This window comes from Streptomyces sp. LZ34, assembly GCF_053890475.1.
The window spans coordinates 3,893,476-3,919,099 of the sequence record NZ_CM132680.1 but is presented as its reverse complement, the minus strand read 5'-3'; the positions used below and the strand labels follow the sequence as shown (position 1 = coordinate 3,919,099).

The window sequence follows — 25,624 nt, the reverse complement described above, 5'->3', positions numbered from 1 at the left end:
GAGGTCTCCGTATATGTCTTGACAGGCGTCCCGGCGGAACAGTAGCGTCAATTGCCTTGAAAATATTTAGGGGAGTCGGATGAAGGATAGCGAGACCTTCGACGCCGTCAAGGGCTTCATTGAAGAAAAGGTCTTGAAAGGCCAGGGTGTCGTGGACCCGGATACCCCGCTGCTGGAGTGGGGAATTCTCGACTCTCTCTCCGTGGCCAGGCTGGGCAGTTTTATCGAGAAGCGTTTCGATGTGATCCTGCCCGGCAGCAGCGCCATCGCCGAGAAATTTCACACTCTGGACAGCGTCTGCGAGTTCGTCGCCGAGCTCCGGGCGCAGCGAGCGGAAGCCGGGTGACCGATGGCTGAGCGGCTGGCTTTGTCCTCGGCCCAGACCGAGGTCTGGGTCGCCCAACAGCTCGACCCCGACGACAGATCTCTCAACATCGCGGAGTACAGCGATATCCGGGGCCCCGTCGACCCCGTCCTCTTCGAGGCCGCGCTGCGCGAGGTCGTGGCCGCCACTCCGGCCCTGCGGGCCCGGTTCGGCGTCGGGGAGGAGGGGCTGTGCCAGGACATCGACGACACCGTCGACGTACCGATGCCCTATCTGGACGTCAGCGGAGAGCCGGATCCCCGGGCCGCCGCCGAGCGCTGGATGGCGGAGGACCTGGCCAAGGAGTACGACCTGGCCAAGGGCCCGCTCTTCACGTGGGCGCTGTTCAAGGCGGGCGCCGAGCGGTACTTCTGGTACCGGGCCGCGCACCACGTCGTCGTGGACGGGTTCGGGCTCGCGCTCACCGCCTCCCACGTAGCCGACGTCTACACCTCCTTGGCGACCGGCGCGCCCCGCCGACCGCGGCCCCCGGCCACCTTCGCGGACGTCATCGCGTCGGACATGGCCTACCAGGCCTCCGAGGAATTCGAACAGGACCGCCGGTTCTGGCTCTCCCGGCTGGCGGACCAGACCGAAGTGACGAGCCTCACCGACTGGCGCCCGACCCGCGGCCGCGGCTGCGTCCGCCGCAGTGCCCGCCTCACCCCGGCGGAGGTCGACGCCCTGCGCGCGGCGGCCCGGCGGCTGGACGTGACCTGGCCCGAGGTGGTCATCGCAGTGGTCGCCCTGCAACTGCACCGGGCGACCGGGGTCCGTGAGGTGGTCGTCGGCCTCCCGGTGACCGGCCGTACGAACCCGATGCTGCGCCGCGTACCGGCGATGCTGACCAACGTGGTGCCGCTGCGCCTCGTCCTGGACCCCGGGACGGCCTTCGCGGACCTGGTGGCGCAGGCCGCCCGGCGTGTGGAGGAGGCCGTGGCGCACCAGCGTTACCCACGGGAGCGCCTGGTGCGCGAGCTTCCGGGGCTGCCTGAGGGAAGGAAGCAGTTCGGCCCCGAGATCAACATCATGTCCTTCAGCTACGGCACCCGCTTCGCGGGCCATCCCGCCACCGTCCACAGCATGAGCGCCGGGCCGGTCGAGGATCTGTCCATCAATGTCTACGACCGGCTGGACGGCCAGGGGCTGGACATATCCTTCGACGGCAACGCCGAGCTGTACGACCTGGACCGGCTGGCGGATCACCTGGAGGCTTTCATCTCCCGGCTGCGGTCGGTGCCGGAGCTCCTCGCCGACGCCGCCGACGCCGTCGGTGGCGGCCCCGGCGGATGAGGCATTCGGCACGGTGGCCTGATCGCGGGCCCTTACCCTGGATGGGTGAGCAGCAGTGAGGTAGCCGGTTTGAAGACCTACGAGGTGCGCACCTACGGGTGCCAGATGAACGTCCACGACTCCGAGCGGCTCTCCGGCCTCTTGGAGGAGGCCGGCTACGTCCGCGCGCCCGAGGGCGTGGGCGAGGGCGACGAGGCCTTCGCGGACGTCGTCGTGTTCAACACCTGCGCGGTGCGGGAGAACGCCGACAACAGGCTGTACGGCAATCTCGGCCGGCTGGCGCCGATCAAGGCCAGGCGCCCCGGCATGCAGATCGCGGTCGGCGGGTGCCTGGCCCAGAAGGACCGCGACACCATCGTCAAGAAGGCCCCTTGGGTCGACGTGGTCTTCGGCACCCACAACATCGGCAGCCTGCCGGTGCTGCTCGAGCGCGCCCGGATCCAGGAAGAGGCCCAGGTCGAGATCGCCGAGTCCCTGGAGGCCTTCCCCTCCACCCTTCCGACGCGGCGCGAGTCGGCGTACGCCGCGTGGGTCTCCATCTCCGTCGGCTGCAACAACACCTGCACCTTCTGCATCGTCCCGGCGCTGCGCGGCAAGGAGAAGGACCGCCGTCCGGGCGACATCCTCGCCGAGGTGGAGGCCCTGGTCGCCGAGGGCGTCAGCGAGATCACCCTGCTGGGCCAGAACGTGAACGCGTACGGGTCCGACATCGGGGACCGCGAGGCGTTCAGCAAGCTGCTGCGCGCCTGCGGGAAGGTGTCCGGCCTGGAGCGCGTCCGCTTCACCTCGCCGCACCCCCGTGACTTCACGGACGACGTCATCGCCGCCATGGCCGAGACCGAGAACGTGATGCCCCAACTGCACATGCCGCTCCAGTCCGGCTCCGACACCGTGCTGAAGGCGATGCGCCGCTCCTACCGGCAGGAGCGCTACCTCGGGATCATCGAGAAGGTGCGCGCCGCCATGCCGGACGCCGCGATCTCGACCGACATCATCGTCGGCTTCCCCGGCGAGACCGACGCCGACTTCGAGCAGACCCTGCACGTGGTGCGTGAGGCGCGCTTCGCGCAGGCGTTCACCTTCCAGTACTCCAAGCGGCCCGGCACGCCCGCCGCCGAGATGGACGGGCAGGTGCCGAAGGCCGTCGTGCAGGAGCGCTACGAGCGGCTGGTGGCCCTCCAGGAGGAGATCTCCTGGGAGGAGAACAAGAAGCAGGTCGGCCGGACCGTGGAGGTGCTGGTCGCCGAGGGCGAGGGCCGTAAGGACGGCGCCACCCGGCGGCTGTCCGGCCGCGCCCCCGACAGCCGCCTCGTCCACTTCGCGCGGCCCGAAGAGAGCGTCCGTCCGGGTGATGTGGTCAGCGTGGACATCACCTACGCCGCGCCGCACCACCTGCTCGCCGAGGGCCCGGCCACGGGCGTGCGGCGTACCCGCGCGGGCGACGCGTGGGAGCGGCGCAACGCGGCCGAGGAGAAGAAGCCCGCGGGCGTGATGCTGGGCCTGCCGACCGTCGGCGCCCCGCCGCCGGTGGCCGCGCCCGCCGCGGGCTGCGGCTGCGACTGAGCGACCGCACGACTGAGCGACCGCACGACTGGGCGAGTGGGATCCGACGGGGGAGACGGCGTGACGGGGGACGGCGCGACGGGGGATGGCGTGACGACGTGGTGGGGCCTGCTCATGGAGGACTACCTCCAGATCATGGGCCCGGGCGCCAGGAACCACTCGGTCACTCCCCTGGGGCACATCAGAGGGAGCCGGGAGGAGGCCCTCCAGGAGCTGCGCGAGCGCGTGCTGCGCTACGAGCCGAGGCACCCGGCCAACCCGTACCGGAAGCTGGTGTACCGGGACGGCGACGTCTTCCTGATGGTCCTGGAGGCCGCGACGGGCAACTACTGCTACCGGTTCCGGGTGGCCGAGCTGCTGTGGGACTCGGCGCCCCGGCCCGAGCCCGCCGGATAGGCTGGCGATCATGCTGATCGCCGCCGCTGTCTGTCCCTGCCCGCCGCTCCTGGTGCCCGAGGTCGCCGCCGGGGCGGCCGGTGAGCTGGACGCGCTGCGCGCGGCGTGCCTGGACGCGGTCGGTGTGCTGGCCGCGGCGCGGCCCGAGCGGCTGATCGTCGTCGGGCCCGCGGAGCGGGACGGGCGGGGCCCGCACCCCCAGGGCACGCCCGGGTCCTTCGAGGGCTTCGGGGTGGACCTGGACGTACGGCTCGGGGGCTGGGGCGAGGCCGCGCCCGAGGCCTCCGAGCGGATGCTGCCGCCTTCGCTGGCCGTGGCCGCGTGGCTGCTGGAGCGCGCGAGGTGGCAGGCGGCGCCGGTCGAAGGGCTGGGCGTGGGGGAACCTCTGGCGTCCGAGCGGTGTAGAGAAGTCGGAAGGGAGCTGGCGGCGCAGGCCGAGCGGGTCGCGCTGCTGGTGATGGGCGACGGCAGCGCGTGCCGGACGCTGAAGGCTCCGGGCTATCTCGACGAGCGTGCGGCCGCCTTCGACGCGGAGGTGGCGCGGGCGCTGGGCGCGGCGGACGGCGGCGCGCTCGCCGCGCTGGACGAGGAGCTGGCGGCCGAGCTGAAGGCGGCGGGCCGGGCGCCCTTGCAGGTGCTCGCGGGCGCCGGCGAGGGGGCCGCGCTGAAGGGGGAGTTGCGGTATGAGGGAGCGCCGTACGGCGTGGGGTATTTCGTCGCGATGTGGTCGTAGCGGCCGCGGAGGCGGGCGCGCGTCCGTGCCTGGGCGGGGCGGCGGGCGGCGGGCCGGGGGCGGACATGGGCGCGGCCGCGGAGCGGCTGCTCCGCGGCCGTTCACCGGCAGGGCTCAGGCGTTGGGCCGGCCGTGGCCCTTGGCCCTGCCCTCGCCTTCCTGCGGGTGGGAGAAGCGGCCGAGGGCGTTCTTGGCCTTGCCCGCACCGGTCTCGAGCTTGTCGCGGTACTTGCCCTTGGTCTTGGTGTCGACCGTCTTGACGGCCTTGTCCAGGCCTCTCTCGATCTTCTCTTCGTGCTGCCGTGTGAAGCCGACGGCCTTGTCCTTCATGACTCCGGCCTTGGCCTTGAGGTTGTCCAGCACGCTCATGGGCCACCTTCCCTCGGTCAATGACTATGTGCGGGCGCTCTCGCCGGTCTCGTTGTCCGCGCCGCCGGAAGGCTTCCCCACGGCCTCCGGCGCCGTCTCCTGTTCAGGATGGCGCACAGCCTCCCGCGCGGCATCGGCCTCCTGCTTGGACTGCTGCTTCGGGATACCGATGCCTTCGCCCGCCGATGCCTCCGCCTCGCCGTGTCCCCGCGCCGCTCGACGAAACCAATCAAAAACACCCATATGTTTCTCCATACCCTACTCGTGTGGGCGATACCGCGTGCTGTTCGGGCAACGACCCCGGAAGTGCGCCGTCACGTCGCTCGTTCGAGTAGGCCGTCCAGGATTTGCGAGACTGGTCCGGTGAATACCGCAGGCCCTCCATCCCGCGTCATCGCCGTCGTCGGCCCCACCGCGGCCGGAAAGTCCGACCTGGGCGTTGCCCTCGCCCGCCACCTCGGCGGCGAGGTGGTCAACGCCGACTCCATGCAGCTCTACCGGGGCATGGACATCGGCACCGCCAAGCTGACCGCGGAGGAGCGGCAAGGGGTGCCGCACCGGCTGCTGGACATCTGGGACATCACCGAGACGGCCAGCGTCGCCGAGTACCAGCGGCTGGCCCGCGCCGAGATCGACCGGCTGCTCGCGGAGGGCCGCACCCCCGTCCTGGTCGGCGGCTCGGGGCTGTACATCCGCGGGGCGATCGACGCCCTCGAGTTCCCCGGCACGGACCCGGCCGTCCGGGCCCGGCTGGAGGCCGAGCTGGCGGAGCTGGGCTCGGGGGTCCTGCACGCCCGGCTCGCCGCCGCCGACCCGGAGGCGGCCCGCGCGATCCTGCCCAGCAACGGCCGGCGGGTGGTCCGGGCGCTCGAGGTCATCGAGATCACCGGCCGCCCCTTCACCGCCAACCTGCCGGGCCATGAGGCCGTCTACGACACCCTGCAGATCGGCGTCGACGTCGAGCGCCCCGAGCTGGACGAGCGGATCGCCGTACGCGTGGACCGCATGTGGGAGGCCGGCCTCGTGGACGAGGTACGGCGGCTGGAGGGCGCCGGGCTGCGCGCCGGGCGCACCGCCTCCCGCGCTCTGGGCTATCAGCAGGTGCTCTCCGCGCTGGCCGGCGAGTACGGAGAGGAGCAGGCGCGCGCCGAGACCGTGCGGGCCACCAAACGGTTCGCGCGCCGCCAGGACTCCTGGTTCCGCCGCGACCCGCGCGTCCACTGGCTCAGCGGCGCGGCCGCCCGCCGCGGGGAGCTTCTGCCGGACGCGCTGGCGTTGGTCGACCGGGCGGTCACAGCCTGATCACGTGATGGCATCGGGACGCTCCGTGTGCCATACCGGCCCCCACGGGCATGCCATCATCAAGCTCCGATCGTGCTGTCGTTCAGGAGTTGGGAGGGCGGGTGGCGATGGAGGCCGGCCCTCGCGACGTATCGCGGCAGTCGCCCCACGGCGATCCGGGACCGCTCGCCTCCGACGGTCCGGACCTCGCCTCCGACGGTCCGGACGACGACGTGGTCCCCGGCGAGCCCGGCGCCCTGGCCATCGACGACGGCACCGAGGGCCTCCCCGCCGCCGGCGAGTCCTTCAGCGAGCTGCGCCCGCCCCGCCGGCTGCGGATCTGGCAGCTCGCGCCGATCGTGGGCCTCGCCATCCTGGGCTCCCTGATGTTCGCCTTCCCTCTCGCCTTCGAATTCGGCGACGGCGGGGCGGTGGTCGCCATGCTCGGCCTGCTGCTCAGCTGCTGCGCCGCCGGGTGGGGCCTGATGGCCGCCCGCCGCGTGGGCTACACCTGGCCCGGGCTGCCGCCCCGGGGCTCCGGGCGCCGCCCCGACTGGCGGTTCGTCGTGCTGTATGTCGTGATCGTGGCGCTGCTGGCCACCCTCACCTTCTGGCGCGTGGCCCGCCTCCGCTGAGCCCTGTTGGTAGCGGAGCTCTGCCGTAGCGGAGCCCTGTCCGGGCGGTTGTCCTGAGCGCCCCGTAAGATCGAAGGATGAGCGACGCGCCCCGCCCGGCCTTTCTCAAGGGCCACGGCACCGAGAACGACTTCGTCATCGTCCCCGACCCGGACGGACGGCTCGAGCTGTCCGCGGCCGCCGTCGCCCGTATCTGCGACCGCCGGGCCGGCATCGGCGGTGACGGGCTGATCCGCGTCGTACGGTCCTCGGCGCACCCCGAGGCGCGGGCCATGGCCGACGAGGCCGAGTGGTTCATGGACTACCGCAACAGCGACGGCAGCATCGCCGAGATGTGCGGCAACGGCGTCCGCGTCTTCGCCCGCTATCTGGAGCGGGCCGGGCTCGTCGAGGCGGGCGATCTTGCGGTCGCCACCAGGGCCGGAGTGCGCCACATCCACATCGCCAAGGACGACCTCAGTGGCGCGGACGGACCCGGCGGGGCGATCACCGTCGGGATGGGCAAGGCCGCCCTGCCCGAGCCCGGCCCCGACGGCCCGGTCACGGTCACCGTCGGCGAGCAGAGCTGGCCCGCCCGCCAGGTGGACATGGGCAACCCGCACGCGGTCGCGTTCGTCGACGACCTCGGCCAGGCGGGGCGCCTGTTCGACCCTCCCGCCGTGACCCCTGGTTCGGCGTATCCGCACGGCACCAACGTCGAGTTCGTGGTCGACCGCGGCCCGCGCCATGTGGCGATGCGGGTGCATGAGCGCGGATCGGGCGAAACCCGCTCCTGCGGCACCGGCGCCTGCGCCGTGATGGTGGCCGCCGCCCGGCGGGACGGCGCCGACCCCGCGGCCGACGGCCACCCCGTCACCTACACCGTGGACGTCCCCGGCGGGCGCCTGGTGATCAGCGAGCTTCCGGACGGGACGGTGGAGATGACCGGCCCGGCCGTGATCGTCGCCGAGGGCGAGCTCGACCCCGCCTGGCTGGACACGGCCCTCGCTTGACAGTTCACCCCAATGGGTGATCCATTTCACTCTGGGCGAGAGCCGGTCGGCCGTGCGTGATGGGCTCGGTAGCATCAAGCACCGGCCCAGGGGGAGTACCCACGCCGGTTGACGCTCGATGCCGCCGGAGGTGCCCATGAGCGCAGAGGCCACCGACCACGCCGCTCTCGGCCGCAGGCGCGGCCTCCCGCGCATCGACCTGCGAAATCTCCGCAGGTTCAGCAGGGCCGCGCTGCTGGGCTCGCCTGCCCGCGGCCGCCTGCCGGACGCGATCGAGCATGTGGCCAAGGTGCATCGGGCCCACCACCCCGGGGCCGATCTCGACGTGTTGCGCAAGGCGTATGTGCTCGCCGAGTCCTCGCACCGCGGCCAGATGCGCAAGAGCGGCGAGCCGTACATCACCCATCCGCTCGCCGTCACCCTCATCCTCGCCGAACTGGGAGCCGAGACCACGACCTTGACGGCGTCACTCCTCCACGACACGGTCGAGGACACCGACGTGACGCTGGATCAGGTGGGCGAGGAGTTCGGCGAGGAGGTCCGCTATCTCGTCGACGGCGTCACCAAGTTGGAGAAGGTCGACTACGGCGCGGCGGCCGAGCCCGAGACCTTCCGCAAGATGCTGGTCGCCACCGGCAACGACGTGCGCGTGATGTCCATCAAGCTCGCCGACCGCCTGCACAACATGCGCACCCTGGGCGTGATGCGCCCCGAGAAACAGGCCCGCATCGCGAAGGTCACCCGCGATGTGCTGATTCCACTCGCCGAGCGGCTGGGCGTGCAGGCCCTCAAGACCGAGCTGGAGGACCTGGTCTTCGCCATCCTCCACCCCGCGGAGTACGCCAGCACCCGCGAGCTCCTGCTGGACCACGCGGGCCGCCCGGACCCGCTCGCCCGCGCCGCCGAGGACGTACGCGCCGTGCTGCACGAGGCGGGCATCGCCGCCGAAGTCCTCATCCGGCCCCGGCACTTCGTGTCCGTCCACCGGGCCGGCCTCAAGCGCGGCGAGCTGACCGGCTCGGACCTCGGCCGGCTGCTCGTCCTCGTCTCGGAGGACGCCGACTGTTACGCGGTCCTCGGCGAGCTGCACACCTGCTTCACCCCGGTCATCTCGGAGTTCAAGGACTTCATCGCGGTCCCCAAGTTCAACCTGTACCAGTCCCTGCACACGGCCGTGGCCGGGCGCGACGGCGAGGTCGCCGAAGTCCTCATCCGCACCCACCAGATGCACCAGGTCGCCGAGGCGGGAGTGATCGCCCTCGGCAATCCGTACGCGCCCAACACGCCGAACGTGCCGTTGGAGGCTGCCGACGCCCCCGACGGCGAGCGCGTCGATCCCACCCGCCCCGGCTGGCTGTCGCGGCTGCTGGCCTGGCAGAGTGCCGCCCCCGACCCCGACACCTTCTGGTCCTCGCTGCGCGCCGAGCTCGCCCAGGACCGGGAGATCACCGTTTTCAGGGCCGACGGCGGCACGCTGGGCCTGCCCGCGGGCGCGAGCTGTGTGGACGCCGCGTACGCCCAGCACGGCGAGGCCGCCCACGACTGCATCGGGGCCAGGGTCAACGGCCGTATCGCGACGCTGAGCACCGTGCTGCGCGACGGCGACATGCTCCAGCTGCTCATGGCGCGCGACACCCGCGACGCCGCCTCCTCAGGGCCCTCGCCCGAGTGGCTCGACCACGCGCGTACGCCCGCCGCGCGCATCGCCATCAGCCGCTGGCTGGCCGCCAATCCGGAGCGGCAGCAGCCCCAGTCGGCCACCGGCCCGGACTCCGCACCGGCCGAGGACCCGGCGGGGGCCGCGGGTGCCGGTGCGCCCGGTGGGGCCGCGGGCCGGGTGGCGGTCGCCCCGGGCGTCGCCGCGGACCTGCCCGGTGCGGCCGTCCGGCTGGCCGGCTGCTGCACCCCCGTGCCCCCGGACGCCGTCATCGGCTTCGCGGTGCGCGGCGGGGCCGTCACCGTCCACCGTGAGCAGTGCCCCGCGGTGTCCCGCATGACGGCGGCCGGGCGCGGCACGGTCGGGGTGCGCTGGCTGGACGGGGAGGAGGGCGACGGGGGCGACTACCGCGTGACCCTCCTGGCCGAGGCGTTCAGCAGACCTCACTTGCTGGCCGACCTCACCGAGGCCATCGCCGCCGAAGGGGTGGCCGTGGTCTCGGCCGCGGTCGAGCCGCCCCGCGAGCAGCGCGTCCGCCATACGTACACGCTCCAGCTGCCCGACCCCGGCCGGCTGCCGACGCTGATGCGCGCCATGCGCGATGTGCCCGGCGTCTACGACGTGACGCGGGCGGGCCGCAGCATGGCGGCGGCGCGGTCCTGAACCCGGCCGGTCCCCAACCGTCCGCTTCCCCCCGGCGGCTCCTTCCGGCCTGTCTCGGCCCCTCCGGCCCCTCCGGCCCCTCCGGCCCCTTCGGTGTCTTCAGCGCCGAACCCCATTCGGGTGGACTTGGGCCGTGCCGCTGGCCGCTTTTGTCCGGGCGTTGATAGCCGTAGATCATGCTGTCTTCCCCGAGGGGCCGCCCCTCGTCAGCCGGGCGCGCGGGGCGTCGCAGGACCGCCGCCGCGGCCGCCGCGATGACCGCCGCCCTCGTCGTGGTCTGCCCGTCCTCCGCCGCGGGGCGGGTGTCCGCGGCGGAGCCGCCGCCCCCGGCCCCCCGGGGCATCGGCGACCGGCTCTTCCCGGATCTCGGCAATCCCGGCTACGACGTCGACGCCTATGACATCGCCTTCCGCTACCGCGGCAACGACCGGCCGCTGGACGCCGTCACCACCCTCGACGCCCGCGCCACCGCCCCGCTGCGCACCTTCAACCTCGACTTCACGCACGGCTCCGTGCGCTCCGTGCGGGTCGACGGCAGGCCCGCCCGTTTCACCGGCGCGGGGGAGGACCTCGTCATCACCCCGGCCCGGCCCGTCCGGAGCGGCGCCTCCTTCCGGGTCACGGTCGCGCACACCAGCGACCCGAGCGGCAGCAACGGCGGCTGGATCCGCACCCGCGACGGGCTCGCCATGGCCAACCAGGCCGATGCCGCCCACCGCGTCTTCCCCTGCAACGACCACCCTTCCGACAAGGCGCGCTTCACCTTCCGCGTCACCGCCCCCCGGCACCTCACTGTCGTCGCGAACGGAAAGCCGCTGGGGCGCAGCCGCGAGAGGGACAGCGTCACCTGGCGGTACCGCCTCGCCCACCCCATGGCCACCGAGCTGGCACAGATCTCCATCGGCCGTTCGGCCGTCCTGCACCGCACCGGCCCTCATGGGCTGCCGGTGCGCGACGTCGTGCCCGCGGCGGACCGTACGCTCCTGGCCGATTGGTTGGCGCGCACACCGGGACAGTTGGAGTGGATGGAGAAGAAGGTCGGCCCGTACCCCTTCGAGACGTACGGTGTGCTGATCGCCAAGGCCACGACCGGCTTCGAGCTGGAGACCCAGACGCTCTCCCTCTTCGAGAGCGGGCTGTTCACCACCTCCGGACTGCCCTCGTGGTACATCGAGTCGATCATGGTGCACGAGCTGGCGCACCAGTGGTTCGGCGACAGCGTCAGCCCGCGCCGGTGGTCCGATCTGTGGCTCAACGAGGGCCATGCCACCTGGTACGAGGCGCTCTACGGGGCCGAGCGCGGGAAGATGCCGCTCGACAAGCGGATGCGTCTCGCCTACGGGCAGTCCGACGCCTGGCGTGCCTCCGGGGGCCCGCCCGCCGCCCCTCTGCCGTCCGACTCCGACCAGCAGATCGGCATCTTCCGTCCGGTCGTCTACGACGGCAGCGCCCTGGTGCTGTACGCGCTGCGGCAGCGGATCGGGCGGGCGGCGTTCGAGCGGCTGGAGCGGCGGTGGGCGCACCGGCACCGCGACGGCGTGGCCTCGACCGCGGACTTCGTCCGGCTGGCGTCGGAGGTGGCGGGCCGCGACCTGACCGGTTTCCTGCGGCCGTGGCTGTACGGGAGGACGACGCCGAAGATGCCGGGGCACCCCGACTGGAAGCCCGACGCCAGGTCCTCGGGGAGGGCCATGGCGAAGGCCGACGGAAAGGCGGACCGATGGGCGTACGGAAAGGCTCCCGGGCGGGCGGTCGGCAGGGCCGGCGGGGCGGCTGAGGGGATGCCCTAGGCACGGCTGAGGGGGTGCTCTCGGGGCGGCTGAGGGGTGCTCTCGGGGTGCTCTCCGGGCCGAGCCGCGGGAAGTCCGCCGGGAAACCCGGGTGACGGCCCGACCGCCGCGTGCGACCATCGACAGGTCGGCGCCGCGGCCGGCGGCCGGGAATCCTCCGGGTCCGCCACGCGTTGTCGACGGTGACAGTACTCATCGACGTAAGGATCGATTTGACCCACTCCTCTTCCCTTCCGCAGGACCGGCAGCGCCTCGCCTTCGCCGAGAGCCTTCGGGCCGACGCCCTGATGGAAGAGGACGTCGCCTGGAGTCACGAGGTCGACCAGGAGCGTGACGGCGACCAGTACGACCGCTCCGAGCGGGCCGCGCTGCGGCGCGTCGTGGGCCTGTCCACCGAGCTGGAGGACGTCACCGAGGTCGAGTACCGGCAGCTGCGCCTGGAGCGCGTGGTGCTGGTCGGCGTCTGGACCTCCGGCACCGTGCAGGACGCGGAGAACTCCCTGGCGGAGCTGGCCGCGCTCGCGGAGACCGCGGGCGCCCTCGTACTCGACGGGGTCACCCAGCGGCGCGACAAGCCGGATCCGGCCACGTACATCGGCTCCGGCAAGGCCCAGGAGCTGCGCGACATCGTGATCGAGTCCGGTGCCGACACCGTCGTGTGCGACGGTGAGCTGAGCCCCGGCCAGCTGATCCACCTGGAGGACGTCGTCAAGGTCAAGGTGGTGGACCGCACCGCCCTGATCCTCGACATCTTCGCTCAGCACGCCAAGTCCCGCGAGGGCAAGGCGCAGGTCTCCCTGGCCCAGATGCAGTACATGCTGCCGAGGCTGCGCGGCTGGGGTCAGTCGCTCTCCCGGCAGATGGGTGGCGGTGGCTCCGGATCGGCGGGCGGCGGTATGGCCACCCGTGGTCCCGGTGAGACCAAGATCGAGACCGACCGGCGTCGCATCCGCGAGAAGATGGCGAAGATGCGCCGGGAGATCGCGGAGATGAAGACCGGCCGCGACATCAAGCGGCAGGAGCGCAAGCGCCACAAGGTGCCCTCGGTCGCCATCGCCGGATACACCAACGCGGGGAAGTCCTCGCTGCTCAACCGGCTGACCGGCGCGGGCGTGCTGGTGGAGAACGCGCTGTTCGCCACCCTGGACCCGACCGTGCGCCGGGCCGAGACGCCCAGCGGGCGGCTGTACACCCTCGCGGACACCGTCGGCTTTGTCCGGCATCTGCCGCACCACCTGGTCGAGGCGTTCCGCTCCACCATGGAGGAGGTCGGCGACGCCGATCTGATCGTCCATGTGGTGGACGGCTCGCATCCGGTGCCGGAGGAGCAGCTGGCCGCCGTGCGCGAGGTGATCCGCGATGTGGGCGCGGTCGCCGTGCCCGAGATCGTGGTGATCAACAAGGCGGACATGGCGGACCCGCTGGTCCTCCAGCGGCTGCTGCGCGTCGAGAAGCGCGCCATCGCGGTGTCGGCCCGTACGGGGCAGGGCATCGACGAGCTGCTCGGGCTGATCGACAGCGAGCTGCCGCGGCCTCAGGTCGAGATCGAGGCGCTGGTGCCGTACACGCAGGGCAAGCTGGTCGCGCGCACGCATGCCGACGGCGAGGTGATCTCCGAGGAGCACACCGCGGAGGGCACGCTGCTGAAGGCGCGGGTGCACGAGGAGCTGGCCGCCGAGCTGCGGCGGTATGTGCCCGCCGCCGCCCCCGCGCAGGGCTAGCCCACACCCCTTCCACGACGAAGGCCCGCCTCCGGTGTCCCGGGGGTGGGCCTTCGTCGTCTGACCTGTGTCTGGTCTGTGTCTGGTCTGCGAGCGCGTGGACGCCGCTGGTCAGAAACGCGGTGGTCGGCTGGTGCCGACCACCGCGTCCTTCCGGCTCGGCCGGCTGAACCTACTGGTTGGCGAACTTCTTGCTGACCTCGTTGTAGAGGGCCTTCGCCTCAGGGCCGAGGTGCGGACCCGCCAGCCAGGTGGCGTTGGACGGGCCGATCGAGGTGTTCGACACCAGCGCCGGCTTGCCGTCCGAGCCGGCCGCGACCCAGCCACCGCCGGACGAACCCGCGGTCATCGTGCAACCGATGCGGTACATCGTCGGCTGCTTGGCGTCCAGCGAGAGCCTGCCCGGCTTGTCCGCGCACTGGTTCATCTTCTGGCCGTCGAACGGCGGCGCGGCCGGGTAGCCCGTGGCCGTGATCTCACTGATGGACTTCACCGCCGGGGCGTTGAAGTCGACCGGCAGCGCGCCGCCGACCGTCTCCTCGAGCGACTTGCCGCCGCTGGTCTCGGGCTTCACATGCAGCACCGCGAAGTCGTACGGGGCGCCCTTGCCACCGATGGCCGCGCCGTTGTCGATCCACTGCGAGGAGGTCTGCGCCCAGTCGGCCCACCACACGCCCTTCGGCGCCAGCTGCTCCTTGGTGGCGTTCTCCAGCTCGTCGACCGACTTGCCGGCGTCGTTGTACGAGGGGACGAACATCAGGTTCTTGTACCAGCCGCCGCCCTTGCCCGCGTGGACGCAGTGGCCCGCCGTCCACACCATGTTGGACTTGCCCGGGTGCGCCGGGTCCTGCACGACGGTGGCGGAGCAGACCATCGAGCCCTCGGGGCCGTCGAAGAAGACCTTGCCCGCCTCGGGGACGTTGGCGCTGTAGGGGCTCGCGACCTCCTTGGCCGTGACCGGCTGGGGGTCGGGGTCGGTGACGCCCTGGTCGCCCGAGATGTCGTTGTCGTCGACCGGGGTGTCGGGCTCCTGGGCCTCCTTCATCCGGTCCGGCTTCCACAGGTCCTTGATGATCGGGTTGATGAAGTCGCCGGCCTCACGCAGCCAGTCGTCCTTGTCCCACTTGTTCCAGGCGCCGTTCTTCCACTTGTCCAGGTCGACCCCGAGCTCCTTCAACTTGTCGTCGAGGTTGTCGGGAAGGGTGATGTCCCCTGCGCTCTGCGACGACGAGGCACTCGCCTCGGACCCCGCGTTGTCGTCCGAGGGGCCGCACGCCGTGGCGGTCAGCGCCAGCACCGAGGCGATGGCCGCGGCGGCCAGCACGGGGGAGCTGCTGCGGGCGCGCAGCGCCCTCCACCTGGACCCTGGGCGCGAGGCTGGCTGGCGGTTGGATGGCATGGGCGGAACTCCCCCTGATGTTCTGGGCTGCTCTGAGTACTGCTGTGAAATTGTCATGCACCGCCCCGATAAGGGGACGGCCCCCACTATGCCGGTGCCGGCTACGACGGCCGCAGCCGGGTCCTTGGTTCCCGGCCGTACGGATCTTCCGGTTGCCCGTGATCCCGCGCCCCGCGCGTCGTTGGTAGGTGCGGGGGACAGCCGAAAGGCGTTCAGCAGCAGGAGGACCGACAGCCGTGCCCGCACCCGATATGCCGCACTCCCCCGGGGAACACCACCCGCACCTCCCGTCGGCACCGCAGACCGCCGCCGTTCCACGGCAGGGCCGCCGCGCCGACGGCGCACACGACGGCGCATGGGACGTCCCGGACGATGCCCTGGACCACCCCGACCCCTGGGCCGCCGCGGACGCCTGCACCACCGAGAACCTGCTGCGCTGCTGGGTGCGCGAGAGTGGCGCCGCGCCCCCCACCGCCGGCACCCTGCGCATCCCGCTCCCCGCCGCCGGCACCGCCCTGCTCGTGCCCGTGCGCCACTGGTCCGCCACCGGATGGCACCGCTTCGGTCCGCCCACGCTCGACGGCGGCGCCCAGGACGCGCCCGCCCTCGCCGCGGTCACCCTCGCGGCCCTCCTCGGCCAGGAGGCGTCCTGCGGCGCCGAGCGGCTCAGCTCCCGGGCACCGGTCACCGAACTCGTCGGCCGGGTCGCGGACTCCGTACGCCACACCGCCCAATTCCTGTCCTTCCGGCGAGCCACGCCAGCCGACCCCGCCACGGACACCCCCTTTCTGACCGCCGAACAGTCCCTTCTCCTGGGGCACCCCCTCCATCCCACGCCCAAGAGCCGCGAGGGGCTCTCCGACGCCGAATCACCTGTCTTCTCACCGGAGTCGCGTGGCTCCTTTCCCCTGCACTGGATCGCCGTCGACCGGTCCGTCCTGGCCCGCGACTCGGCCTGGACCGAACGCGGCCGGACCGTGCCCGCCGAACGGCTCGCCCTCTCGCTCGCCGGCCCGGACCCCGAACGGCCGCCCGGCACCGTGCCCTTGCCGCTGCACCCCTGGCAGGCCCGGGAGATCCGGTACCGCCCGGAGGTCACCGCGCTCTTCGACGCGGGGCTGCTGCACGACCTGGGAGCGGCCGGCGAGCACTGGCATCCCACCTCCTCCATCCGCACCGTCTACCGGACCGGCGCACCCGCGATGCTCAAGCTGTCGCTCGCCCTGCGGATCACCAACTCCCGCCGTGAGAACCTCCGCAAGGAGCTGTGGCGCGGTGTCGAGATGCACCGGCTGCTGCGCAGCGGCCTTTCCGGGCAATGGCGGGCGGCCTGCCCGGGGCGCCCCGGCTTCGACATCGTCCGCGACCCCGCCTGGCTCGCGGTCGACAAGCCCGACGGCACCCCGCTGAGCGGACTCGACGTCGTCATCCGGCACAACCCGTTCGGCCCGGGCGACGAGGCCGTATGCCTGGCCGGCCTCACCTCGCTCCGCCCCTGGCCGGACCGGAGGGCGATGTGCTCACGGCTCGGCCGGATCGTCGCCCGGATCGCCGCCCGCACCGGCCACCGCCCGGCGACCGTCGGCACCGAGTGGTTCCTGCGCTATCTGCACACCGTCGTACGGCCCGTGCTCTGGCTGGACGGCGAGGCCGGCATCGCCCTGGAGGCACACCAGCAGAACACCCTGGTACTACTCGACCCCGACGGCTGGCCGGCCGGCGGCCGCTACCGCGACAACCAGGGCTACTACTTCCGTGAGTCCCGCCGCGCAGACCTCCAGCGACGACTGCCCGAAATCGGCGCCCACAGCGACACCTTCGTCTCCGACGAGGTCGCCGACGAACGGTTCGCCTACTACCTCGGTGTCAACAACGTCCTCGGCCTGATTGGCGCGTTCGGCTCCCAGCGGCTCGCCGACGAGCGCCTTCTGCTGGCCGCGTTCCGCCGCTTCCTCGCCGAGGCCGCGTCCGGCCCCGCGAAGATCCGCTCGACACTGCCCGCCAGGCTCCTGGAGACGCCCACCCTGCGCTGCAAGGCCAACCTGCTCACCCGGCTGCGCGGCCTGGACGAACTCGTGGGACCGGTGGACACCCAGTCCGTCTATGTCACCATCGCCAACCCCCTTTTCCGCTCGGTGACGTCCATGGCGTGACGCCCGCGCCGACGATCAGGCGCCCCCACGACGCCCCGGTAACGACGAGAGGAGAGCGCAGCCATGCCGCCCACCGACTCCGGCACCAGCTCCAGCACCGAGGACACCCTCGACATGCGGCCCTCCGAGGAACACGCCGCACGCCTCGTCGAGGAGCACCTCGCCGGGCCGGAGGCCCCCGACCGGCCGGACCTGCTCGACCAGCTCGCCCAGTGGGGGCCCGTCGGCACGGTGGTGGGCGCCTTCCAGCTCGTCCCGGTCCACCTCGAGCGCGATGTCGAGCTCATCGCCCGATGGATGAACGACCCGGCGGTCTCCGCCTTCTGGGAACTGTCCGGCCCGCACGAGACCACCGCGCGGCACCTGCGCGCCCAGCTCGACGGCGACGGCCGCAGCGTGCCCTGCCTGGGGGTCCTGGACGGGGTGCCGATGAGCTACTGGGAGGTGTACCGCGCCGACCTCGCCCCCCTTGCCCGGTACTACCCGGCCCGGCCGCAGGACACGGGTCTCCACCTGCTCATCGGCCGCGTACGCGATCGGGGCCGCGGCATCGGCACGGCTCTGCTGCGCGCCGTCGCCGATCTCGTCCTCGACCGGCGACCCTCCTGCGGCCGCGTGGTCGCCGAACCCGATGTGCGGAACACCCCCTGCGTCGCCGCCTTCCTCGGCGCCGGCTTCCGTCTCTCCGCCGAGGTGGAACTACCCGACAAACACGCTGCCCTCATGCTGCGGGACCGCACCCTGCGCCACCTCCTGTGATCCACCGGCGCCACTTCGCGCCTCTGACTTCCATACACCGCCCGCCCCGTTCAGGTTCCGTGCCAGGAGTCTCGCCCGTGATGTCCGTGCCGCCGCGTAGGCTGACAGTCCTATGACTCCATCGTCCCCGCCTCCACTCGCCGACCTGCTGCATGCCGCCGTCACCGCCGTGGGCGGCACCGAGCGCGCTGGCCAGATCGCCATGGCCGAAGCCGTAGCCGAGGCGATCGACGACAACGCCCATCTGCTCGTCCAGGCCGGCACCGGCACCGGGAAGTCCCTCGGCTATCTCGTGCCCGCCCTCGCGCACGGAGAGCGTGTCGTGGTCGCGACGGCCACCCTCGCCCTGCAGCGTCAGCTCGTCGAGCGCGACCTGCCGCGCACCGTCGACGCCCTGCACCCGCTGCTGCGCCGCCGCCCCGAGTTCGCCATGCTCAAGGGCCGCTCCAACTACCTGTGCCTGCACCGCCTCCACGAGGGCGTGCCGCAGGAGGACGCCGAGGCGGGGGAGGCCGGGCTGTTCGACCCGTTCGAGGCTGCCGAGCCCACCAGCAAGCTGGGCAAGGACCTGCTGCGGATGCGCGACTGGGCCGACGAGACCGAGACGGGCGACCGCGACGACCTGTCCCCCGGCGTCTCCGACCGGGCCTGGTCCCAGGTCTCCGTCTCCTCCCGGGAATGCCTCGGCGCGTCCAAGTGCGCCTACGGTGCCGAATGCTTCGCCGAGGCCGCCCGCGAGCGGGCCAAGCTGGCCGAGGTCGTGGTCACCAACCACGCCCTGCTGGCCATCGACGCCATTGAGGGCGCGCCCGTCCTGCCGAGCCATGAGGTGCTGATCGTCGACGAGGCCCATGAGCTCGTCTCCCGGGTCACCGGAGTCGCCAGCGGCGAGCTCACCCCGGGCCAGGTCAACCGCGCGGTGCGCCGCGCCGCCAAGCTCGTCAACGAGAAGGCGGCAGATGCCCTGCAGACCGCCGCCGAGACCTTCGAGCGGCTCATGGAGCTGGCGCTGCCCGGCCGCCTCGAGGAGATCCCCGAAGACCTCGGCTACGCCCTGATGGCGCTCCGCGATGCGGCTCGTACGGTCATCTCGGCGCTCGGTGCCACGCGTGACGCGTCGGTCCAGGACGAGGACGCCGTGCGTAAGCAGGCCCTCGCCTCCGTGGAGAACATCCACCAGGTGGCCGAGCGCATCGTGGAAGGGTCCGAGTACGACGTCGTCTGGTACGAGCGGCACGATCGCTTCGGCGCCTCGCTGCGCGTCGCCCCGCTCTCGGTGTCCGGCCTGCTGCGCGAGAAGCTCTTCGAGGACCGGTCCGTGGTCCTCACCTCCGCCACCCTCAAGCTGGGCGGGGATTTCAACGGCGTGGCAGCCTCGCTCGGCCTCTTCCCCGAGGGCGTCCGGGACGCCGATGGCGAAGAGGGCGCCGCGCCCTCATGGAAGGGGCTAGACGTCGGTTCGCCCTTCGAATACTCCAAGCAGGGGATCCTTTACGTCGCCAAGCATCTTGCCCAACCCGGTCGCGAGGGCAGCCGCTCGGACATGCTCGACGAACTCGCCGAGCTGGTGGAGGCCGCGGGCGGCCGGACTCTCGGCCTCTTCTCCTCGATGCGCGCCGCCCAGGCGGCCGCGGAGGAGCTGCGTGGCCGCCTGGACATGCCCATCCTGCTCCAGGGCGAGGAGACGCTCGGCGAGCTGATCCGCACCTTCGCCGCCGACGCCCGTACGTGCCTGTTCGGCACGCTCTCGCTCTGGCAGGGCGTCGATGTGCCGGGCCCGAGCTGCCAGCTGGTGGTGATGGACCGGGTGCCGTTCCCGCGCCCCGACGATCCGCTGATGAGCGCTCGCCAGAAGGCCGTGGAGGAGGCCGGCGGCAATGGTTTCATGGCGGTCGCGGCGACGCATGCCGCCCTGCTGATGGCGCAAGGGGCGGGTCGGCTTGTGCGTGCCTCCGGGGACCGCGGGGTCGTCGCCGTGCTCGACCCGCGGGTCGAGCGGGCCCGCTACGGCTCCTTCCTGCGCAAGTCGATGCCGGACTTCTGGTACACGACCGACCGTAATCAGGTGCGCCGTTCGCTGGCCGCTATCGACGACGTGGCCAAGGCGGCTGACGCCTAGGCCCTGGAGGAGCGCGGACACAGCAGGGCCCCGGAACCGGCGCAGAGGTTCCGGGGCCCGGTCGCTGGGCGCGGAGGGTCGGCGCGCCTGGACCTGCCGAGCTCAGGCCCGCCGAGCTCAGACCCGGCGCAGAACCGCGACCACCTTGCCCAGAATGGTCGCCTCGTCGCCCGGGATCGGCTGGTAGGCGGCGTTGTGCGGGAGCAGCCACACATGGCCGTCCTCGCGCTTGAAGCGCTTGACCGTGGCCTCTCCGTCGAGCATGGCGGCGACGATGTCACCGTTCTCGGCGACGGGCTGGCGGCGCACCGTCACCCAGTCACCGTCGCAGATGGCAGCCTCGATCATGGAGTCGCCGACCACCTTCAGGACGAAGAGCTCCCCGTCTCCCACGAGCTGCCGGGGGAGCGGGAAGACGTCCTCGACCGACTCCTCGGCGAGGATCGGGCCACCGGCCGCGATCCGGCCGACGAGGGGAACATACGAGGCGGCGGGCTTGCCGGTCGTGTCGGCGGGCTGGGTGCTGGGCTGGTCGGAGCCGCGCACCTCATATGCCCGGGGCCGGTGCGGGTCGCGCCGCAGGAAGCCCTTGCGCTCCAGCGCCATGAGCTGATGCGCGACGGACGAGGTGCTGGAGAGGCCCACCGCCTGCCCGATCTCACGCATGGACGGCGGGTAGCCGCGCCGCTGCACAGAGTCGCGAATGACCTCGATGACCCGGCGCTGCCGGTCGGTCAGCCCGGAGCTGTCCGCCCGGATCCCTGGAGGTCGACCGGGTAGGGAGCGCGCGGGCTTCTGCCCCTCCGGGTTCGTGGCTGCGTCATTCATCGCGTGGCCCTGGTTCATCGCATGCGTGTGTTCGAGTCGGCTCTGGGAGCGCTCCTGGGTGGTGATGGTGGCGCTCTCTGTGGTGGTGGTCACGACGGCCCCTCTCGAGATGTTCTCCCTAGTAGGGCAACGGTAGTTGCTTTCGAAAGGTTGCGCCAAACACACGTTCGAGTGAAATTTCGCAGATGAGCTGACGTGATCACAGGATTGGGTGTATGGGGCGGTTGGGTTCGGTGGTCGGCTGGGCGGCGTCCAGTGTGACACCCTCACCCCCGCGGCACGGGGACCGGTCGGCTTCGCGTAGTCTCGTGCCTGCTCGCGGGTCGGGACACGCCACTGCTGCGGTTGAGTGCCAAGCACCACATCTAGTGGTTTGATAGATGGCAGCCGCCTACAGGTTGTGGTCCCCGGTTATCCAGGGTCGAGCGCTTCGCCTATGCTTGTGGTCGCTTCGAAAGGCCTGCGAGGGCCGGTCGAAGCATGTCAGCCATGCGCCGTTCTTGAGGGTGAGGAGGGTACGGAGTCATGCACTGCCCCTTCTGTAGGCACCCCGACAGTCGAGTCGTCGACAGCCGGACCACAGACGACGGTTGTTCGATCCGCAGGCGCCGCCAGTGCCCCGACTGCTCGCGCCGCTTCACGACCGTGGAGACCGCGTCGCTGATGGTGATCAAGCGGAGTGGGGTCACCGAGCCCTTCAGTCGCGACAAGGTCATCTCCGGGGTGCGCAAGGCGTGCCAGGGTCGCCCGGTCACCGAGGACGCCCTCGCCAAGCTCGGCCAGCAAGTGGAAGAGGCCGTACGGGCCACCGGCAGCGCGGAGCTGTCCACCCATGACGTGGGGCTCGCCATACTCGGCCCGCTCCAGGAGCTCGACCTCGTCGCATACCTCCGCTTCGCCTCCGTCTACCGCGCCTTCGACTCCCTCGAGGACTTCGAGGCCGCGGTCACGGAACTGCGCAACCAGCAACGGCCTCCCGCGAACGACCGCGGGCCCGGCGTCGACGGGGCCGCGGAGGTCCCCGCGTCCGCCACCGCCGCCGACTGAGTCGCGGCGGTCAAGGCCTGCCGGGGGCGAGGTGCCCCCGGATGAACGACATACACCGTGCCAGGGAAGAAAAGGGCACATCAGGGCGTTTTCGCCCGTACAGGGAGGCGGAATGACAGAGACGACGAGCGGCCCCGCGCGAGGCTCCCGCTCCAAGGGAAGCAAGGCGGCCAAGGGTCTGCGCATCGAGCGCATCCACACCACGCCCGGCGTGCATCCGTACGACGAGGTGGTCTGGGAGCGCCGTGACGTCGTCATGACCAACTGGCGCGACGGGTCGATCAACTTCGAACAGCGTGGCGTCGAGTTCCCCGATTTCTGGTCGGTGAACGCGGTCAACATCGTCACAAGCAAGTACTTCCGTGGCGCGGTCGGGTCTCCGGACCGCGAGTCGAGCCTGAAGCAGCTCATCGACCGGGTGGTGCGCACCTACCGCCAGGCCGGCGAGGACAACGGCTACTTCGCCTCCCCCGCGGACGCCGAGATCTTCGACCACGAGCTCACCTACGCCTTGCTGCACCAGGTGTTCAGCTTCAACTCGCCAGTGTGGTTCAACGTCGGTACCAAGCAGCCGCAGCAGGTCAGCGCCTGCTTCATCCTCTCCGTCGACGACTCCATGGAGTCGATCCTCGACTGGTACAAGGAAGAGGGGATGATCTTCAAGGGCGGTTCCGGCGCCGGCCTGAACCTCTCCCGCATCCGCTCCTCCAAGGAGCTGCTCTCCTCCGGTGGCAACGCCTCCGGTCCGGTCTCCTTCATGCGCGGCGCCGACGCCTCCGCCGGAACGATCAAGTCGGGCGGCGCGACCCGCCGGGCCGCGAAGATGGTCGTCCTCGATGTCGACCACCCGGACGTCGAGGCCTTCATCGAGGCCAAGGTGAAGGAGGAGGAGAAGATCCGCGCCCTGCGTGACGCGGGCTTCGACATGGATCTGGGCGGCGATGACATCACGTCCGTCCAGTACCAGAACGCCAACAACTCGGTCCGCGTGAACGACACGTTCATGAAGGCCGTGGAGTCCGGCTCGAAGTTCGGTCTGCGCGCCCGTATGAGCGGCGAGATCCTCGAAGAGGTCGACGCCAAGTCGCTCTTCCGCAAGATGGCGGAGGCGGCCTGGGCCTGCGCGGACCCGGGCATCCAGTACGACGACACGATCAACCACTGGCACACCTCGCCGGAGACGGGCCGGATCACCGCCTCCAACCCCTGTAGCGAGTACATGCACCTGGACAACTCCTCGTGCAACCTGGCCTCGCTCAACCTGCTGAAGTTCCTCGACGAGGATGGCGCGGGCCACCAGCGCTTCGACGCCGAGCGCTTCGCCAAGGTCGTCGAGCTCGTCATCACCGCGATGGACATCTCCATCTGCTTTGCGGACTTCCCGACCCAGAAGATCGGCGAGACCACCCGCGCCTTCCGCCAGCTGGGCATCGGCTACGCCAACCTCGGCGCTCTGCTGATGGCCACCGGCCACGCCTACGACAGCGACGGCGGCCGGGCCCTGGCCGGGGCCATCACCTCGCTGATGACCGGCACGTCCTACCGGCGCTCCGCCGAGCTGGCCGCGGTCGTCGCCCCGTACGACGGCTACGCCCGCAACGCCGACGCCCACAAGCGCGTCATGAAGCAGCACTCGGACGCCAACGCCGCAGCCAAGCGCATGGACGACCTGGACACGCCGGTGTGGGCCGCGGCCACCGAGGCATGGCAGGACGTGATCCGCCTCGGCGAGAAGAACGGCTTCCGCAACGCCCAGGCGTCGGTGCTCGCGCCGACCGGCACCATCGGCCTGATGATGGACTGCGACACCACGGGCATCGAGCCGGACCTGGCCCTGGTCAAGTTCAAGAAGCTCGTCGGCGGCGGCTCGATGCAGATCGTGAACAACACGGTCCCGAAGGCGCTGAAGCGGCTCGGCTACCAGCCCGAGCAGGCCGAGGCGATCGTGGCCCACATCGCCGAGCACGGCAACGTCATCGACGCGCCGGGGCTCAAGCCCGAGCACTACGAGGTGTTCGACTGCGCGATGGGCGAGCGCTCCATCTCGCCGATGGGGCATGTGCGCATGATGGCCGCGGCCCAGCCCTTCCTGTCGGGCGCGATCTCCAAGACGGTCAACATGCCGGAGTCGGCCACCGTCGAGGAGATCGAGGAGATCTACTTCGAGGGCTGGAAGCTGGGCCTTAAGGCTCTGGCGATCTACCGGGACAACTGCAAGGTGGGTCAGCCGCTCTCGGCAAAGAAGAAGGAGGAGAAGGCCGCCGAGCAGGTCGAGCCCGAGGCCGAGAAGGTCATCGAGTACCGCCCGGTTCGCAAGCGCCTCCCCAAGGGCCGTCCCGGCATCACGACCTCCTTCACGGTGGGCGGCGCCGAGGGCTACATGACGGCGAATTCCTACCCGGACGACGGCCTCGGCGAGGTCTTCCTGAAGATGTCCAAGCAGGGCTCGACCCTCGCGGGCATGATGGACGCCTTCTCGATCGCCGTCTCGGTCGGCCTGCAGTACGGCGTGCCGCTGGAGACCTACGTCTCGAAGTTCACCAACATGCGCTTCGAGCCGGCCGGGATGACGGACGACCCGGACGTGCGGATGGCGCAGTCGATCGTCGACTACATCTTCCGCCGGCTGGCGCTGGACTTCCTGCCCTTCGAGACCCGGTCGGCGCTCGGCATCCACTCCGCGGAGGAGCGTCAGCGCCACCTGGAGACCGGTTCGTACGAGCAGTCCATCGACGACGCCGAGGTGGACGTCGAGGGCCTGGCACAGTCGGCTCCGCGCCATGTCGCCGCCCCGCCGGCCGCCACCTCCAAGCCACGGGCCGTCGCCCCGGCGCCGAAGCAGGCACACAGCTCCACCGAGCTCGCCGAGATCCAGTTCGGGCTGAACGCCGACGCGCCGCTGTGCTTCTCCTGCGGGACGAAGATGCGCCGGGCGGGCAGCTGCTACTTGTGCGAGGGCTGCGGCTCGACCAGCGGCTGCAGCTGATCACCGGCCCCTTGCGGGTGAACCGCTGAGGCGGGGTGCGGGCCTTCGGCCCGTGCCCCGCCTTCGTCGCTCTGAGGGGGGTGCTCGGTCGCTCTGACGGGTGTGCGCGGGGCGTACGGCCGCGTGGAACCTCGAACGTGCTGTCGCCGGGCAACCCCCAAGCGTAGCCGGACTCCTTCAGTCCGGGATGCGGGCCACCTTCGGGGCCGTACGATGGCGCGGTGCTGGTCAAGTGGATTCGCTGCACCGTGGTGGACCGCCGCGGTTTCGAGCGGGGGCAGCGGAAGTGGGCGGGGTTGCTCGGCGAACCGGGATTCCGGGGGCAGGGCGGCGGCTGGAGCCGGGGGCGGCCGAACGTGGCGCACATCTTCGCGTTCTGGGAGAGCAGAGCGTTCTACGACTCCTTCATGGCGCGCTCGCACGACCGGTTGGCGGCCACGCAGTCGGGCACCTACCGAGACATGCAGGTGCGGCTGTTCGAGCACCGCTTCGATGTGAAGGTGGGCTTCCAGCCGCGGTTCACGGACGCGGATGTGGTGCGGGTGGCGCACTGCCGGGTGCACGCCGACCGGGTGGAGCACTTCACGCTTGTGCAGGAGAAGGTGTGGAATCCGGCGATGGCCGGCTCGCCGGGGATGGTGCGCGGGGTGTTCGGGGAGGCTCCCGGCAGTGAGTTCCTGGTGCTGTCGATGTGGAATTCGGCCGCCGAGCACGGCAAGTACCGCGTGGAGCGGGTGGAGCGCCTCGCTCTGCGCGCGCAGACCGAGGCGGACGTAGCGGCGATCGCGGGCGATGTCGTGGGGGTCGAGTTCTCCTGGACGGTGTGATGCGCGACGGGGGCCACGGCCGTCGGCGCCCCGACTCCCCGGTCCTCCA

Annotated in this window: 21 protein-coding genes; 17 read left to right on the top strand and 4 right to left on the bottom strand. The window is 71.3% G+C overall.

Annotation, left to right across the window (positions count from 1 at the left end; genetic code table 11):
- The first annotated feature begins 79 nt into the window (after positions 1–79).
- The 5 genes from ACWY4P_RS15290 (at position 80) to ACWY4P_RS15270 (ending at position 4,349) form a co-directional block, all read left to right on the top strand.
- Positions 80–346: an acyl carrier protein gene (locus ACWY4P_RS15290; RefSeq protein WP_456211102.1), complete on the top strand. Its 267-nt coding sequence runs from the start codon at positions 80–82 to the stop codon at positions 344–346.
- Between the two features lie 3 nt (positions 347–349).
- Positions 350–1,657, top strand: coding sequence for a condensation domain-containing protein (locus ACWY4P_RS15285; protein ID WP_456211101.1), 1,308 nt, complete (start codon positions 350–352; stop codon positions 1,655–1,657).
- A gap of 105 nt (positions 1,658–1,762) precedes the next feature.
- On the top strand, positions 1,763–3,220 hold the full coding sequence (miaB, locus tag ACWY4P_RS15280; RefSeq protein WP_456212932.1) for a tRNA (N6-isopentenyl adenosine(37)-C2)-methylthiotransferase MiaB: 1,458 nt from the start codon (positions 1,763–1,765) through the stop codon (positions 3,218–3,220).
- Positions 3,221–3,280: 60 nt separating this feature from the next.
- Positions 3,281–3,616, top strand: a complete 336-nt coding sequence (locus ACWY4P_RS15275) for a hypothetical protein (RefSeq protein WP_456211100.1) — start codon at positions 3,281–3,283, stop codon at positions 3,614–3,616.
- Positions 3,617–3,626: 10 nt separating this feature from the next.
- Complete coding sequence (locus ACWY4P_RS15270; protein WP_456211099.1) at positions 3,627–4,349, top strand: class III extradiol dioxygenase subunit B-like domain-containing protein; 723 nt, start codon at positions 3,627–3,629, stop codon at positions 4,347–4,349.
- A 114-nt stretch (positions 4,350–4,463) separates the two neighbouring features.
- Here ACWY4P_RS15270 and ACWY4P_RS15265 read toward each other — a convergent pair whose 3' ends face one another.
- Complete coding sequence (locus ACWY4P_RS15265; RefSeq protein WP_456211098.1) at positions 4,464–4,718, bottom strand: antitoxin; 255 nt, start codon at positions 4,716–4,718, stop codon at positions 4,464–4,466.
- Positions 4,719–4,742: 24 nt separating this feature from the next.
- Positions 4,743–4,973, bottom strand: a complete 231-nt coding sequence (locus tag ACWY4P_RS15260) for a hypothetical protein (protein WP_456211097.1) — start codon at positions 4,971–4,973, stop codon at positions 4,743–4,745.
- 108 nt (positions 4,974–5,081) lie between these two features.
- Between ACWY4P_RS15260 and miaA the strand changes: the two genes are divergently transcribed.
- From miaA to hflX, 6 genes are all read left to right on the top strand, one after another.
- Positions 5,082–6,020 (top strand): tRNA (adenosine(37)-N6)-dimethylallyltransferase MiaA, encoded by a 939-nt coding sequence (miaA, locus tag ACWY4P_RS15255; RefSeq protein ID WP_456211096.1) that lies wholly within the window; start codon positions 5,082–5,084, stop codon positions 6,018–6,020.
- A 107-nt stretch (positions 6,021–6,127) separates the two neighbouring features.
- On the top strand, positions 6,128–6,634 hold the full coding sequence (locus ACWY4P_RS15250) for a hypothetical protein (protein WP_456211095.1): 507 nt from the start codon (positions 6,128–6,130) through the stop codon (positions 6,632–6,634).
- Positions 6,635–6,711: 77 nt separating this feature from the next.
- Positions 6,712–7,626: a diaminopimelate epimerase gene (dapF, locus tag ACWY4P_RS15245; RefSeq protein ID WP_456211094.1), complete on the top strand. Its 915-nt coding sequence runs from the start codon at positions 6,712–6,714 to the stop codon at positions 7,624–7,626.
- A 136-nt stretch (positions 7,627–7,762) separates the two neighbouring features.
- Positions 7,763–9,946: a RelA/SpoT family protein gene (locus ACWY4P_RS15240; RefSeq protein ID WP_456211093.1), complete on the top strand. Its 2,184-nt coding sequence runs from the start codon at positions 7,763–7,765 to the stop codon at positions 9,944–9,946.
- A gap of 176 nt (positions 9,947–10,122) precedes the next feature.
- The gene (locus ACWY4P_RS15235; protein ID WP_456211092.1) at positions 10,123–11,736 is read left to right on the top strand and encodes a M1 family metallopeptidase; all 1,614 of its coding nucleotides are present in this window, start codon (positions 10,123–10,125) and stop codon (positions 11,734–11,736) included.
- A 212-nt stretch (positions 11,737–11,948) separates the two neighbouring features.
- Positions 11,949–13,457, top strand: a complete 1,509-nt coding sequence (gene hflX, locus ACWY4P_RS15230; protein ID WP_456211091.1) for a GTPase HflX — start codon at positions 11,949–11,951, stop codon at positions 13,455–13,457.
- A 172-nt stretch (positions 13,458–13,629) separates the two neighbouring features.
- On the opposite strand, the gene ACWY4P_RS15225 is transcribed toward hflX, so the two are convergent.
- Positions 13,630–14,856, bottom strand: a complete 1,227-nt coding sequence (locus ACWY4P_RS15225; protein ID WP_456211090.1) for a trypsin-like serine peptidase — start codon at positions 14,854–14,856, stop codon at positions 13,630–13,632.
- Between the two features lie 251 nt (positions 14,857–15,107).
- On the opposite strand from ACWY4P_RS15225, the gene ACWY4P_RS15220 reads away from it, so the two are divergent.
- From ACWY4P_RS15220 to ACWY4P_RS15210, 3 genes are all read left to right on the top strand, one after another.
- Positions 15,108–17,009 (top strand): IucA/IucC family protein, encoded by a 1,902-nt coding sequence (locus ACWY4P_RS15220; protein WP_456212931.1) that lies wholly within the window; start codon positions 15,108–15,110, stop codon positions 17,007–17,009.
- A gap of 63 nt (positions 17,010–17,072) precedes the next feature.
- Positions 17,073–17,768 carry a GNAT family N-acetyltransferase gene (locus tag ACWY4P_RS15215; RefSeq protein WP_456211089.1) on the top strand — a complete coding sequence of 232 codons (696 nt, stop codon included), beginning with the start codon at positions 17,073–17,075 and terminating at the stop codon, positions 17,766–17,768.
- Between the two features lie 112 nt (positions 17,769–17,880).
- Positions 17,881–19,887, top strand: coding sequence for an ATP-dependent DNA helicase (locus ACWY4P_RS15210; RefSeq protein ID WP_456211088.1), 2,007 nt, complete (start codon positions 17,881–17,883; stop codon positions 19,885–19,887).
- A 117-nt stretch (positions 19,888–20,004) separates the two neighbouring features.
- On the opposite strand, the gene lexA is transcribed toward ACWY4P_RS15210, so the two are convergent.
- Positions 20,005–20,808: a transcriptional repressor LexA gene (gene lexA / locus ACWY4P_RS15205; RefSeq protein WP_456211087.1), complete on the bottom strand. Its 804-nt coding sequence runs from the start codon at positions 20,806–20,808 to the stop codon at positions 20,005–20,007.
- A gap of 432 nt (positions 20,809–21,240) precedes the next feature.
- On the opposite strand from lexA, the gene nrdR reads away from it, so the two are divergent.
- The 3 genes from nrdR (at position 21,241) to ACWY4P_RS15190 (ending at position 25,575) form a co-directional block, all read left to right on the top strand.
- The gene (gene nrdR / locus ACWY4P_RS15200; RefSeq protein ID WP_456211086.1) at positions 21,241–21,762 is read left to right on the top strand and encodes a transcriptional regulator NrdR; all 522 of its coding nucleotides are present in this window, start codon (positions 21,241–21,243) and stop codon (positions 21,760–21,762) included.
- 112 nt (positions 21,763–21,874) lie between these two features.
- Positions 21,875–24,748, top strand: coding sequence for a vitamin B12-dependent ribonucleotide reductase (locus ACWY4P_RS15195; protein ID WP_456211085.1), 2,874 nt, complete (start codon positions 21,875–21,877; stop codon positions 24,746–24,748).
- Positions 24,749–24,969: 221 nt separating this feature from the next.
- Positions 24,970–25,575, top strand: coding sequence for a YdbC family protein (locus ACWY4P_RS15190; protein ID WP_456211084.1), 606 nt, complete (start codon positions 24,970–24,972; stop codon positions 25,573–25,575).
- Positions 25,576–25,624: the final 49 nt, after the last annotated feature.